Source organism: Halobacillus litoralis (assembly GCF_020524025.1).
GTDB classification, from domain to species: Bacteria; Bacillota; Bacilli; order Bacillales; family Halobacillaceae; genus Halobacillus; species Halobacillus litoralis_D.
The window spans coordinates 940,729-954,443 of sequence record NZ_JAIVKN010000002.1 but is presented as its reverse complement, the minus strand read 5'-3'; the positions used below and the strand labels follow the sequence as shown (position 1 = coordinate 954,443).

The following is a 13,715-nucleotide window of genomic DNA, read 5'->3' as shown; positions in this document are numbered from 1 at the left end:
ATGAGGGAGGCAAGGTCAGATGAATACGGCTATAAGTATTATAATCATTCTTATTCTGGGTGGGCTCTTGTGGCGGTATGGCAAATCCATGTCAAAAAGTACTCGAAATAAGAGCATCTTCCTGTTTTTTATTTTCATTACGCTTGGAATCGGGGGAGTCATTGCGGGCACGGTGGCTTTAGTTCAACTTGATGTACCAGGTTCCTTGCTTATTTCTTTCGTCGTTTTCTTTATCATTTTGTTTGGGGCTAGTGAATTTCTCAGAAAACGTGCCTGAAGATCTGCTATGTGCTGATTGGCATACTGGATCGTTACCGCCTATGCTTCCTCCGGGTATTTAACAAGTAACAAACCTGGGAGGTGGCTTCCATCGCGGATGTAGATGAAGGTCGACGGAAGGAACGTGTCCAGTCAGCCCATGAAGAAGAATTTGCGGATTTGTTTGAGAAGGAAAGTTACTTAAACGACAACATCCCCCTTGATGAACTCGGCATGCATTTAAGGCGTACAAAAACCAACCGGGAAAAAGGCAGTCTGCCGGAATAAAAACATCCCCCATGGTTATCATGGGGGATTGTTTATTTAAACGAACTGCGGGGAACGGACAGGTTCCTGACGCTGTGCCTCCAGTCCGGCTTTGTTTAAAAAGTTCCATGGCTGATTGAAATGCGGCTGGAAGAAGAAATCGGTATACGCCAGTTCATCGATTGTCATACCTGTTTGAATGCAGACACTCATCGTATTGATGGATTGGGTTACATCTGCTTTTGAGATCACCTGCGCACCAAGGATCTCTCTCGTTTCTGGATTTATGGTCACTTTCAGCATGACCTTCTCTGAGGTCGGCATAAAGCCCGGGCGGTGGAAATCTTCTATTGTGAAACTTTTCACATGAACGTCTAAAAGTTTAGCTGATGTTTCGGTTAATCCGGTGGACGCCATATTTAAGTCATAAATGTGCAGCCCTGAGGTTCCTTGAGTGCCGACATGTTTCTGAACCGGCTCCATAAGGTTACGTGCCGCAAGTGTTCCCATACGAACCGCATTGGTAGCAAGTGGGATATAGGCATGTCCGCCAGTCGGATTGTATTTCACTGCACAGCAGTCGCCTGCAGCTAAGATGTCAGGATGGCTTGTTCTCATATATTCATCCACTTTGATGGCTCCGTTATCAAGCATATCGACTTTTCCTTTTAAGAGGTCGGTGCTTGGACGGAATCCTACACACATAATCACAAGGTCCGTTTCGATTTCACTCTCATTGGTGATGACTTTTTGAACGCGTCCGTCAGCTCCGTAAAAGCGCTGAACGGTTTCATTCATTGCGAGTGTAATGCCGCGGGACTGGAAGTCTTCTTCTACAAGAGTCGTAAACTCCTGGTCTAAATATTTATTTAAAATCCGGTCCGCGCCATCAATTAAGGTGACTTTTTTGCCGGCTTTTTCAAAAGCTTCGACGAGCTCGACACCGATATAACCAGCACCGACGACCGTTACGTGCCGGGCATCTTTTGAACGTTCAATGATCGTGTTGGCCTGGTTGTAGTTTTTAGCAAGCAGGATATTCTCTAAGTCGATGCCTTCAATCGGCGGAGTAACGGGCCAGGATCCTGTTGTCATCACTAATTTATCATAGGAATCCTCGAAGGTTTTTCCCGTAACCAGGTTTTTCGCTGTAATTGTTTTGTTTATGGTATCGATGTTCTCCACGTCATGCTGCATTTTCATCGTGACACCAAGACTTTTCAGCTGTTCAGGAGAAGAGTAGAATAACCCCTGCGGATCCTCGACGACGCCTCCGACATATAATGCGAGACCACAGGAAAGGAAGGAGACATTATCATTTCGTTCATAGACGGTGACTTCTGCTTCAGGATAAAGATCTGCCATATTTTTAACCGCAGCTGTACCTGCGTGTGTGCTTCCGATGACTGCAATTTTCATGGATGAAATCCTCCTTGGTTGTTCATGTGAAATATTTCACATGTTTACTATGTACCTAGTATAAAACGATTCTATAAGGAATTCAATACACTTGCTCAATATTTCACATAATAATTTTGCAAAAGTAGAAGGACATCCTCTGATAAAGAAAAAAGAACCCGTCAGATGACGGGTTTTTTCTGTCTTCCTATTTATCTTTCTTGTTAAAGGCTTTGTTTTTAATGGCTTTGAAGGCTTTAGATGAAGTATCTACGGTCTTATCGATCGCACCCGAACCTTTTTCAGAAGCTTTCTTCACAATGTTGCCGGAGGAATCGATGGTTTTTCCGATCAATCCGCCTTCACCCGTAATCGATTTTATGATTTTTCCAGATGTGTCTACCGTATTGTGAACGAAGTCATTGGCTTCTTTGGACACACCTTTTATGAAGCCATCATTTTTTTTACCTGACTGTTCATTTTCCTTAGAGTAGTTGTTATTCTTTTCGTTGCTCATGGTCTCATCTCCTCTTTAGGAATTAATGGCTTACTCTTCATATCTATGTCCCAAAGCTTCAGGTATGAGTGAAAAAGGGAGATTCCTCCGATTCTGGGTGAATAGTCACAGCTGAAGAAGAGGTCTGCCTTATGCATTGTAAAGCCAGTGTGAGTTTTGTATGAATTGTGAAAACAGGGCAGGAAATTAGAAAGTCACAGGGAATTTAGCCATGTGAGAAAAAACAACGAAGGAGTGTCAGACAATGAAAAAGATGGTTGTAATGGTTCTTTTGTTGATGTTGGCTGCAGTAAGTCCAACTGTGTATGCGGCGACATCGATCTCTGTGACAGATGCTTTAGGTACAACAAATGGTACGAATGTGACTGTTGAGGGGTATGTGGTCGGAGAACCGGTCGGCGTTGATCGGGTGGAACAGGATTACTTCTCCAATGATTATGCTCTGGCTCTTGCGGATGATCCGGCAGAAACCAATGAACAGAACATGGTGTTTGTCCAAATCGATTCAGCGTACCGCAGTGCATTCGGATTACATACAAACCCTGATTTAATGGGAGAGAAACTCTGTGTCATGGGAACGAAGCAGGATTATTTCGCCCACGACGGGGTGAAAAGCGTAACAGATATGACGATTGCAGCTTCAGGTTCCGGCGGGGACACAGGTACAGGTGACTCAAACGGATACTACAGTTCAGCGGCCGGTCAAAGCGGAGCGGCGCTGAAGCAGTCGCTTCACAACTTGATTGATGATCATACCGAACTTTCTTATTCAGCGGTCTGGGATGCGCTCAGACATACCGATGAAGATCCGAATAACGCAGGGAACGTTCTACTGCTCTATTCCGGTGATTCCTATTCGAAATATGACAACGGTGGTTATGTAGATGATTGGAACCGCGAGCACGTCTGGGCGAAGTCGCACGGCGATTTCGGCACAAGTATGGGCGCGGGCACCGATCTTCACCATTTGAGACCAACTGATGTCAGCGTCAACTCTGCACGTGGCAATTTGGATTTTGATAACGGCGGTTCTGCTTATTACGATGCGCCTGATACGTATTCAGACGGCGATTCCTGGGAGCCCCGTGATGAGGTAAAGGGCGATGTCGCGCGGATGGTCTTTTATATGGCGGTCCGTTATGAAGGCGATTCAGGGGAACTCGATCTTGAAGTGGCCGACACTACAGGAACAAGCGGTCCATTCTTAGGAAAACTATCCACGCTTAAGTCCTGGCATGCGAATGATCCGGTGGATGACTTTGAACGCCGCCGGAATGAAGTCATTTACACCGACTATCAAGGCAACCGTAATCCATTCATCGACCATCCTGAATATGTCGAGCAGATCTGGTAAAGCAGATTCCCACCCCCGGGCCATCAGAACGATGGCACCGGGGGTATTTTAGTTTTTCATTCTGACTGGCACCAGGGGATATAAATCCAAGTCTTTATATAAGAATAAAGGCAAAAGATAAAAAACAGAAAATTGGAACTTTTTATTCGTCCCCCTCGTAAGTAGAGTAGGTAAAAGGATAGAAAAGAACGGATTTCATGGAGAGGGGAATGGATGGTGAAGAATATCTTTTGGTCGACGGGGACGGTTATGATTATGCTGCTTATCAACTGGGGTGTCGCCGAGCTGCTCGAGGGGAAATTTCTTGAATACTCCTTCTTGATTGGTGTGATGATCATAGGCCTCGTACAATTTTTCAACTCAAAGGGTGGCTACAGCTCCAATAGGGTCCGGTTACGCATCCAAGCCCGTACAGGAATGAAAATGGAAGAGGAAAAACGCGAATTCAATCCTACAGTTGTCTTCTATACCACGATTGGCTACACCGTAGCGGCACTCATCTTAACCATTATCTATTATAAAGATTATTTTATTGGTTGATTAGTCTACCGTTTAAATACATAAGAGGAATGATGACGGGGTTAAAATCAGACGCAAAGGGAAAAATGGATGAAGATGAATCAATCGAACGAGTGGTCCATGACTGCTTTTATATGAAGAAATGTTTTCACGTGAAACATTCGTAAGGATAAAAGATTCTTGAAGATGTTGGACGGTTCTAAGCGGTGGGGAAGGCTCGTACAATACTAGCAGTGATATTTTTGGAGGTGAAGCAGTGAAAAAACGATTCGTCACCTGGACGCTTGTTCTTTATGCCATTTACGGTCTTCTCTTAGGCCTTTATTTCTTCCAGTGGACAGATATCGGAGTGCCGCCTGCCTATGAAGGAAGCGCCGCGGACCCTGCAACGTTTATGACCGAGCGGGAGTTGCAGCTCAGTCAGGAATATTCGAGATACCAGAACTTCCTCTCGTTTCTCGCTGAGCCTGTCGAGTGGATCATTTACCTCGGCGTAATGATCTTTGGGGTGTCTGTCGTTTTTAAAGACTTCGGAGAGAAGGTCTCGCGCTTTTCAATCATTAAGATTCCGTTGTTTGTCCTGTTGCTTTCTACACTGACTACCTTCCTGTTGTTTCCCTTCGATTACGCACGGAGATGGCTGTCGGTCGAGTACGGCATCTCCACCCAGAGCTTCTCGAGCTGGATGAAGGATGAGCTGATCAGCTTCTGGGTCGGGTTTATCATTATGGCGCTGTTAATTACCGTCTTGTACTTCTTAATGAAAAAGTTCGAAAAGCGCTGGTGGCTGATCGCCTGGTTTTTAATGATTCCGTTCTTATTTTTTATGATGTACTTACAGCCGGTCGTCATCGATCCGTTGTACAACGACTTCACGGAGCTGCAGGATAAACAGCTCGAAGAAAAAATCCTCACACTCGCCGATGAAGCGGATATCCCCGCCGAACGGGTCTATGAAGTCAATATGTCGGAGAAAACCAACAGTATGAATGCGTACGTGAACGGCATCGGATCGAATTTGCGGATCGTGCTGTGGGATACGACGTTAAACCGGCTACAGGACAATGAAGTGCTGTTTATTATGGCGCACGAAATCGGCCATTACGTCATGAACCACTTGTATTGGAACCTGGCCGGCGTGATCATCTCCACCTTCTTCGGCCTGTTGTTCACGTATTACCTGCTTAGGAAGAGTGTGCGGAAGTGGGGCGATAAACTAGGTTTCACAAAAGTCTCTGATATTGCGAGCCTGCCGATGTTTTATCTGATCTTAACGCTGCTCTCGTTTATCGCAAATCCCGTAGAACTCGCAGTTTCAAGAAATGCCGAAACCGATGCGGACAAATATGCGATTGAAATGACGGGTGACACGGAAGCGGCCATCGGTTCGTTTCAGGAACTGACGGTGAACGGATTGAGTGACGTCCACCCGCCGGCGCTTGTGAAATACCTGCGCTACGGTCATCCGACGATGATGGAGCGGATCTATATGCTCGAGAATTATAGTGTTGATGTGAAAGAGGAATAAAAGAAACCGGATGCCCCACGCAGGGACATCCGGTTTTTTCTATGAGAAGTTTTTGCCCTCCATGGTGGACTAAGGGAAGCAGACAAGCCGGGATTTGAGGTTCAACCAAAATCAGACGTACCATAAGGGTTCCTTAACTAGATCAAATAAGCAGCCCTGCCCCAAGAAGGGATAGGTCATGTTAAGTGCTTGTTTAGGAAGGGCTGATTTAATATTTATGTCGTTCTAATTAAAAAGGTTTCCATATCATAAGCAGAATAATGACAATGTCGATGGTGGAAGCCGTAATCATAAATGGTTTAATATTGGCTTTTATGACGTAATAGGGCTCAGGGATGACGTCTCCCTCCACGTCATCCACCAGATGTTGTGCCTCTTTCAGCCGTGGTAAAATGCGTAGCACATAGATAAGTACGGCAGTCAACAGCAATATAATGGCTGTAATAAACCATCCTTGTTGGAAAAGACTTGTTTTAATAAGCCCCATTCCCAATCCTGTTAATAATAATAAAACCGATCCGATTTTTGGATAATTGGCTCCTTTATTAACGATTTGTACGGCTGACTGTACTCCTTTCAGGGTCTTGGGCATAGCAAGAATGAGTGGAAACATGAATGTCGCACCAATACCGATGATTGCCGAAAGGATGTGAATGGATAACAACGTTTTGAATAGCATACAATCGTCCCCTTCTTCTGTAAATAAAGAAATAAGCTAGTAATGTATATGATTAAATTCAGCATTTATACTGGAATTTGTTCCTGTCCCTGTGATGAAAGTGTTAAAGGATGAAATATAGCATTCCCATACATTAAAAAGAGATTTCAGCAGATTATTATGAGCATCCTATTGAACTACACGTGAGGAAACAATCTGAGATTCTCCTTTTTATCTCCATCTAGTATGCAGCTGCGTGTTTTGATAGACTTAAAATAGATAGTACTGTAAGCGTTCACATACTTGTGAGGGATAAGGGAGAGTGGAAGAGTTGCTTTCAATGCTTGAAGATTATCAAAACCATGTCTTAGAAACACTGTTTGGCAATGTGACCCATTGCATCGTCGTTGTTGATGCAAACGGGCATATCTCCTATATGAATGAAAGCTACTGCCGTTTCCTTGATATTGAAAAAGAGACAGTCAAAGGCCGGCACGTCACGGACGTCATTGAAAACACCCGCATGCACATTGTCGTTGAGACCGGGGAGGAAGAAATGGCCGATCTTCAGCAGATCCGCGGCGATTATATGATCGCCCACCGGATTCCGCTTCGTGAAGGGGACGAGATTATCGGTGCCCTTGGCATGGTGCTTTTTCGTGACACCGATGAATGGAAGATCATGAACACACACATTAAGGATTTGCTGCTCGAACTAGAATCCTACCGCAATCAAATGCAGCATGTGAACGGAGCGAAATATTCGCTGCACGATATCATTACAGGCTCGCCTGAGATCCTTCAATTGAAAGAGAAAATCCGCAAGAGCGCCCATAGCGACGTTTCGGTCCTCTTGAGAGGAGAAAGCGGGACAGGCAAGGAATTATTCGCCCACAGCCTTCATCACTTAAGTGAAAGAAGCAGCAAACCGTTCATTAAGGTCAACTGTGCCGCGATTCCTGAGCATTTAATTGAAGCAGAACTGTTCGGCTATCAGGAAGGAGCATTTACAGGAGCAAGAAAAGGCGGGAAGCCGGGGAAATTCCAGCTCGCCCACGGCGGCACACTTTTTCTTGATGAAATCGGTGATATGCCGATCCATGCCCAGGTGAAGATTCTCCGCGTCCTGCAGGAGGGGGAGGTGGAAGCTGTTGGTGCCGTCCAGCCCCAGGAAGTGGACGTGCGGATCATTGCGGCCACCAACCAGTCACTGGAGACATTAATCAAAGACCAGCGCTTCCGCGAGGATCTTTTTTACCGGATTAATGTGGTTCAGATTGATATTCCACCACTCAGGAAGCGGCAGAACGACCAAAAGGTACTCTCCAAATTTCTCCTGAGAAAAATAAGTGAACGCACAGGAAAAAGGGTGAGGGAATTCTCTCCGGAGGTCGAAGAAGTTTTTCAAACGTACCACTGGCCGGGCAACGTGAGAGAACTAGAAAACGTCATTGAATCGTCTGTTCATATGACGGACGGGGAAATCATTGAATATGGCGACCTTCCTGCTCACCTACAGTCACAGACTCAATTGCCACAGGGACATACATTGAAGGAAATCGTTGAAGAAACGGAGAAGCGGGCGGTCCTGAATGCTCTGAAATCGAACGATGGTGATAAGGGCAAAGCCGCCGATCAGCTCGGAATCAGTAAATCAAGTCTTTATGAAAAAGTGAAAAAGTACGAGCTTTAAGCCATTCCAGAATTCCGGAAGTCGTTCCAGAAATCTGGAATGGCTTTTTTCGCGCGTTATGTAAGGGTTTTCATAAAGGGTGGACGCGTTTTTCCAGAAACCTGGAATCATTCATTATCCAAGTCGCTCCAAACCAGGCTTTTAAAGTTGGCATGAAACTTGCTAGTAGTAGGGTAGAAGGGATGTGACTCATCATGAAACAAATCTATTCATCATTTCATGAAGCGGTAAAAGAAATCAAAGACTATTCCACCATTATGGTAGGCGGGTTCGGGCTTGTCGGCATTCCCGAGAACTTAATTCTCGCTCTCGTCGAATCCAACGTGAAGCACCTGACAGTCATCTCCAACAACTGCGGAGTGGACGATTGGGGACTGGGACTGCTTTTACAAAATAAACAGATTGATAAAATGATTGGCTCCTACGTGGGTGAAAATAAAGAATTTGAACGCCAGGTATTGGCTGGCGAACTGGAAGTTGAGCTTACGCCGCAAGGAACATTAGCGGAAAGAATTCGCGCAGGCGGAGCAGGCATTCCAGCCTTTTATACGCCTGCTGGTGTCGGTACACCGATTGCAGAAGGAAAAGAAGTACGGACGTTTGATGGCAAGGACTATCTGCTGCAGACGGGATTAACGGCAGACTTCAGTCTCGTCCGGGCCTATCAAGGCGACCGTCACGGAAACCTTGTCTACAACAAGACCGCCCGCAACTTCAATCCAATGATGGCGGCTGCTGGAAGCGTCACGATCGCAGAAGTGGAGCACCTTGTTGAGCCAGGAGAATTGGAAGCAGACGGCATCCACACGCCCGGCATTTACGTGCAAGGGCTGATTGAAGGACAGCAGGAAAAACGAATCGAACGCTATACCGTCAAAGCGAAAGCCTAAACAGGAGGGAATCAAATGGCTGTACAAATGGATAAAAAAGCAGTGAGAGAAACAATCGCAAGAAGAGCTGAACAGGAAATTGAAAGCGGTTACTACGTTAACTTAGGCATCGGGATGCCGACGATGGTGGCCAATTATATTCAGCCGGATAAAGAAGTAGTGCTTCAATCAGAGAACGGTCTCCTTGGCATCGGACGCTCGCCGTATGAGGAAGAGGTCGACCCTGACTTGATCAACGCAGGAAAAGAAACGGTGACCGCTTCTATCGGAGCTTCATACTGCGATAGTGCCGAATCGTTCGGCATGATCCGCGGGGAGCACCTGGATCTCGCGATTTTAGGCGGCATGGAAGTCGCGGAGAATGGCGACCTTGCCAACTGGATGATTCCGGGGAAGATGATCAAGGGCATGGGCGGGGCGATGGATATCGTCCACGGCTCAAAGAAAGTCGTCATCATTATGGATCACGTCAACAAGCACGGTGAACCGAAGATTTTGAAATCCTGCAGCCTGCCACTGACAGGAAAAGGTGTCGTCGACCGGATTATTACCGAACGCGCGGTGATTGACGTAACAGAAGAAGGACTTCAACTCGTGGAAATCGCTGAGGGATGGACTGTGGAAGAAATTCAAGCATCCACAGAACCCGATCTCATCATTCGTGAAGATCTATTAACGACAAGCAACTAAGGGGGAAGAGCAATGGTAGAAAATCAAGTCGTCTTTATTACAGGAGCAGCCAGCGGCATCGGCTATGAAATCGGAGCGGAATTTGCGCGCAACGGCGCGAAAGTCGCGCTTACGGATATCAATGAAGAGAAGGTAAAAGAAGCCGCGGAAAGATTGAACCAGGAAGGTCTTGAAGCGATCGGACTTGTCTGTGACGTCACCAAAGAAGAGCACATCCAATCCGCGATCGATCAGACGGTGGAACACTTTGACCGTTTAGATGTACTTGTCAATAATGCCGGACTTCAGCATGTCGCATCCATCGAAGAATTTCCGACAGAGAAATTTGAGCTGATTACCAAGATTATGCTCGTCGCGCCTTTTATGGCGACAAAGCATGTGTTCCCGATTATGAAAAAGCAGGGGTTCGGCCGGATTATCAACATGTCCTCCATTAACGGCCTGATTGGATTTGCTGGTAAGTCCGCCTACAACAGTGCCAAGCACGGCGTCATCGGCCTGACGAAGGTCACGGCCCTTGAAGGAGCGGAGTACGGCATCACCGTCAACGCCGTCTGCCCAGGGTATGTCGATACACCGCTTGTTAGAAACCAGCTTGAGGATTTAGCGAAAAACCGTGACGTGTCTCTTGAAAAAGTGTTGGAGGAAGTGATTTATCCGCTTGTGCCTCAGAAGCGTCTCTTACAGGTACAGGAAATCGCCGATTACACACTCTTTTTAGCAAGTAAACAGGCCAAAGGCATTACCGGACAGGCAGCTGTCATTGATGGCGGCTATACGACCCAATAAAGGAAAGGAGAATGTGAGATGAAATCAGTCTATATCGTAGAAGGTGCACGGACCCCGTTCGGAACATTTGGAGGAGCGTTAAAAGACGTCGATCCAACTGATTTAGGTGTTACTGCAAGTAAAGAAGCGTTAAAGCGAAGCGGCATCACAGCCGATCACATTGATTTTACCGTGATGGGAAATGTCATTCACTCCTCCAATAACGCGCCCTATTTAGCGAGACATATCGCTTTAAAAACCGGTGTGCCGATGGAAAGCCCGGCGCTTGCCGTCAACCGCCTGTGCGGATCCGGCATGCAGTCGATCGTATCGGCCGCTCAGTCGATTCAGCTCGGCGAAGGACAGACCGCGATCGCCGGCGGTGTCGACAGCATGAGTCTTGCGCCGTATGCCCTGCGTGGCAGCCGCTTTGGTACCAAACTGTCCGCCCCGAAAGTCGATGACATGCTGTGGTCGGCGCTCACCGATGAATATATCGGAGCGGGCATGGGTGTGACGGGTGAGAACCTGGCAGAGAAATATGAAATCACAAGAGAACAGCAGGACGAATACGCCGTCCGCAGTCACCAACTCGCAACAGAAGCCCGCTCATCTGGGAAGTTCGCTGATGAAATTGCGCCTGTTGAGATTTCTACGCGTAAAGGAACAAAGGTGATCGATCAGGATGAGCATATCCGAGAAGATACGAATGCTGAAGCGCTCGCCAAGCTGAAGCCTGCCTTCAAAAAAGACGGTACGGTGACCGGCGGCAATGCAAGCGGCATTAATGATGGAGCGGGAGCGGTCGTCTTAGCGGATGAAACGTTTGTCAGTGAGAACGACATCCAGCCGCTCGCAGAAATCCTCTCCTGGTCGGTAGCCGGTGTGGATCCTGCTTATATGGGCATCGGTCCTGCCCCTGCCATCCGTCAGGCACTTCAAAAAGCCGGACTCGCTTTAGAGGATATGGATTTAGTTGAAGTCAATGAAGCCTTCGCTTCGCAATATTTAGCGGTCGAAAAAGAGCTCGGCCTTGATCGTGAGAAAGTAAACGTCAACGGCGGTGCAATCGCGCTCGGTCACCCGGTCGGTGCCAGCGGTACGCGCGTCCTGTATACGATGATCAAGGAATTAAAGCGCCGCGGCGGCCGTTATGGTGTGGCATCATTGTGCATTGGAGGCGGACAAGGGATCGCCATGGTCGTGAAGATCGTTTAAAGCTATGAAAAGTCACTAGGGGGATAAATTATGTTCGGTATACTACTCGGTCTCGTCGTCCTGATGACGCTTGCCTATCTCGGCTGGTCGATCATCTGGGTGGCGCCGATCGCCGCGGGTGTTGTTGCTATCACCGGCGGGTTGGACTTATTAGAAGCTTATAAAGATACGTATATGGGCGGCTTTGTCGCCTTCGCCAAATCCTGGTTCCCGGTATTCATGCTCGGAGCCATCTTCGGTAAGCTGATGGAGGACACAGGCATGGCGCGCTCGGTGGCGGTCGCTTTTACAAAAGTCATCGGCACCAACCGTGCGATTCTTGGCGTACTCGTCTCTGCCGCCGTCTTAACCTATGGCGGAGTCAGCTTGTTTGTCGTTGTATTCGCGGTCTATCCGCTCGCTTTGTCACTGTTTAGAGAAGCCGATATCAGCCGGAAGCTGATTCCAGCAACCGTGGGACTCGGCGCGTTCACCTTCACGATGACCGCCCTGCCGGGAACCCCGCAGATTCAAAACTTAATCCCGATGGAATACTTCAAGACCACCGCCGCAGCTGCGCCTGCGATGGGAATTGTCGCTGCGATCATTATGGCGGTCGGCGGCTATCTGTATTTACGCTACCGGGAAAAAGAGCTGAAAGCCAAAGGGGAAACGTTCGTAGAACCGGATGATGCGAAAATCATCGATGAAGTCGATCGTAAACCGAACTTCATCCTGTCGATTCTCCCACTTTTGACCGTGCTTTTAACTTTAAATCTATTGGAGTGGGACGTCGTCACCGCTCTGATCGCCGGTATCATCTTGATTATGCTGTTGAACATTATGCTGTTTAAGAAATTCGTTACATCGATCAATAAAGGCGCGAGCGGGTCGGTGATCGCAATTATTAACACCAGTGCCGCGGTCGGGTTTGGTACCGTTGTCCGTGAGGTGCCAGGCTTTGAACGCCTGACCCAGCTGCTTGTCGGTATCAAAGGAAACCCGCTCATCTCAGAAGCGGTCGCCGTCAACATTCTAGCCGGTGCTACTGGTTCAGCTTCCGGTGGTCTCGGCATCGCGCTTGAAGCACTAGGAAGTAAGTACTACGAAATCGCTCAAAACTCCGGCATCAGCCCGGAAGCGTTCCACCGCGTCGCTTCCCTATCATCCGGAGGCCTGGACGTCCTGCCCCATAACGGAGCCGTCCTAACCTTATTTGCCATCACCGGCATGACCCATAAAGACAGCTACCGCGATATCTTTGTCGTCGCCCTGCTGATTCCGGTCATTTCAGTTGCTGTTGTCATTCTATTGAACAGCATTGGTATTCTATAAGAACAAACCAACACCACAGGCCCCTCTGTGGTGTTTTTCTATGGAAAAACGATTCATGGTAAAATGAAGACAAACGAAACGAGACGGAGGAACACACCATGAAATTAACGATTGTCACAGTCGGAAAACTGAAAGAAAAATACTTAAAGCAGGGCATCGCCGAATACGTTAAACGCCTCGGCCCCTACGCCAAAGTCGATGTCATCGAAGTCCCCGATGAAAAAGCACCGGAAAACTTAAGCGAAGCACAGATGCTTGAAGTGAAGCAGAAGGAAGGCGAACGCATTCTCTCAAAAATCTCCCAGGACAGCTACGTCATTACCCTTGAAATCAACAGCAAGCAGCTGACATCAGAAAAGCTCGCCAAAAAAATGGACGAGCTTGCGACATACGGAAAGAGTAAAGTCGTGTTCGTAATTGGCGGATCCTTAGGCCTTAGTAATGAAGTACTGGAGCGGAGTGATTTCGGGTTGTCGTTTTCGAACATGACGTTCCCGCACCAGTTGATGCGGTTGATGTTAGTGGAGCAGGTGTATCGGGCGTTTAAGATTAATCGGAATGAACCTTATCATAAGTAATGACCTAAAACCATCAATGCTTTATGTAGCACTCTCTTCAAGCTAGGAATTGAAATTTGAAACCT

At 47.3% G+C, this 13,715-nt stretch carries 15 protein-coding genes; 12 read left to right on the top strand and 3 right to left on the bottom strand.

What is annotated here, in order from left to right; all coding sequences use genetic code 11:
* The first annotated feature begins 19 nt into the window (after positions 1 to 19).
* Together LC036_RS11105 and LC036_RS11100 are read left to right on the top strand one after the other, a co-directional pair.
* The gene (locus LC036_RS11105; RefSeq protein WP_226582201.1) at positions 20 to 277 is read left to right on the top strand and encodes a hypothetical protein; all 258 of its coding nucleotides are present in this window, start codon (positions 20 to 22) and stop codon (positions 275 to 277) included.
* Between the two features lie 83 nt (positions 278 to 360).
* On the top strand, positions 361 to 546 hold the full coding sequence (locus tag LC036_RS11100) for a hypothetical protein (RefSeq protein WP_226582199.1): 186 nt from the start codon (positions 361 to 363) through the stop codon (positions 544 to 546).
* Between the two features lie 36 nt (positions 547 to 582).
* Here LC036_RS11100 and LC036_RS11095 read toward each other — a convergent pair whose 3' ends face one another.
* Positions 583 to 1,944 (bottom strand): FAD-dependent oxidoreductase, encoded by a 1,362-nt coding sequence (locus tag LC036_RS11095; protein ID WP_226582197.1) that lies wholly within the window; start codon positions 1,942 to 1,944, stop codon positions 583 to 585.
* 187 nt (positions 1,945 to 2,131) lie between these two features.
* Positions 2,132 to 2,440 (bottom strand): hypothetical protein, encoded by a 309-nt coding sequence (locus LC036_RS11090; RefSeq protein WP_226582195.1) that lies wholly within the window; start codon positions 2,438 to 2,440, stop codon positions 2,132 to 2,134.
* A gap of 244 nt (positions 2,441 to 2,684) precedes the next feature.
* Here LC036_RS11090 and LC036_RS11085 point away from each other — a divergent pair, with 244 nt between their 5' ends.
* The 3 genes from LC036_RS11085 (at position 2,685) to LC036_RS11075 (ending at position 5,841) form a co-directional block, all read left to right on the top strand.
* The gene (locus LC036_RS11085; RefSeq protein WP_226582194.1) at positions 2,685 to 3,794 is read left to right on the top strand and encodes an endonuclease; all 1,110 of its coding nucleotides are present in this window, start codon (positions 2,685 to 2,687) and stop codon (positions 3,792 to 3,794) included.
* Between the two features lie 216 nt (positions 3,795 to 4,010).
* Positions 4,011 to 4,334, top strand: a complete 324-nt coding sequence (locus LC036_RS11080; protein WP_226582191.1) for a hypothetical protein — start codon at positions 4,011 to 4,013, stop codon at positions 4,332 to 4,334.
* A 235-nt stretch (positions 4,335 to 4,569) separates the two neighbouring features.
* Positions 4,570 to 5,841, top strand: coding sequence for a M48 family metallopeptidase (locus LC036_RS11075; protein WP_226582189.1), 1,272 nt, complete (start codon positions 4,570 to 4,572; stop codon positions 5,839 to 5,841).
* A gap of 229 nt (positions 5,842 to 6,070) precedes the next feature.
* On the opposite strand, the gene LC036_RS11070 is transcribed toward LC036_RS11075, so the two are convergent.
* Entirely contained in the window at positions 6,071 to 6,520 is a 450-nt protein-coding gene (locus tag LC036_RS11070) for a DUF2269 family protein (protein WP_226582187.1), read from the bottom strand.
* Positions 6,521 to 6,839: 319 nt separating this feature from the next.
* Between LC036_RS11070 and LC036_RS11065 the strand changes: the two genes are divergently transcribed.
* The 7 genes from LC036_RS11065 to rlmH all read left to right on the top strand — a co-directional run bounded on the left by LC036_RS11065 (position 6,840) and on the right by rlmH (position 13,650).
* Positions 6,840 to 8,192: a sigma-54 interaction domain-containing protein gene (locus tag LC036_RS11065; RefSeq protein WP_226582185.1), complete on the top strand. Its 1,353-nt coding sequence runs from the start codon at positions 6,840 to 6,842 to the stop codon at positions 8,190 to 8,192.
* A 194-nt stretch (positions 8,193 to 8,386) separates the two neighbouring features.
* Positions 8,387 to 9,082, top strand: a complete 696-nt coding sequence (locus LC036_RS11060) for a CoA transferase subunit A (RefSeq protein ID WP_226582182.1) — start codon at positions 8,387 to 8,389, stop codon at positions 9,080 to 9,082.
* A gap of 15 nt (positions 9,083 to 9,097) precedes the next feature.
* Positions 9,098 to 9,772: a 3-oxoacid CoA-transferase subunit B gene (locus LC036_RS11055; RefSeq protein WP_226582179.1), complete on the top strand. Its 675-nt coding sequence runs from the start codon at positions 9,098 to 9,100 to the stop codon at positions 9,770 to 9,772.
* A 12-nt stretch (positions 9,773 to 9,784) separates the two neighbouring features.
* Positions 9,785 to 10,561, top strand: coding sequence for a 3-hydroxybutyrate dehydrogenase (locus tag LC036_RS11050; RefSeq protein ID WP_226582176.1), 777 nt, complete (start codon positions 9,785 to 9,787; stop codon positions 10,559 to 10,561).
* A gap of 18 nt (positions 10,562 to 10,579) precedes the next feature.
* Positions 10,580 to 11,758, top strand: coding sequence for a thiolase family protein (locus LC036_RS11045; RefSeq protein WP_226582174.1), 1,179 nt, complete (start codon positions 10,580 to 10,582; stop codon positions 11,756 to 11,758).
* Between the two features lie 30 nt (positions 11,759 to 11,788).
* Positions 11,789 to 13,072, top strand: a complete 1,284-nt coding sequence (locus tag LC036_RS11040) for a GntP family permease (protein WP_226582171.1) — start codon at positions 11,789 to 11,791, stop codon at positions 13,070 to 13,072.
* 98 nt (positions 13,073 to 13,170) lie between these two features.
* Entirely contained in the window at positions 13,171 to 13,650 is a 480-nt protein-coding gene (gene rlmH, locus LC036_RS11035; RefSeq protein WP_226582168.1) for a 23S rRNA (pseudouridine(1915)-N(3))-methyltransferase RlmH, read from the top strand.
* The last annotated feature ends 65 nt before the right edge of the window (positions 13,651 to 13,715 follow it).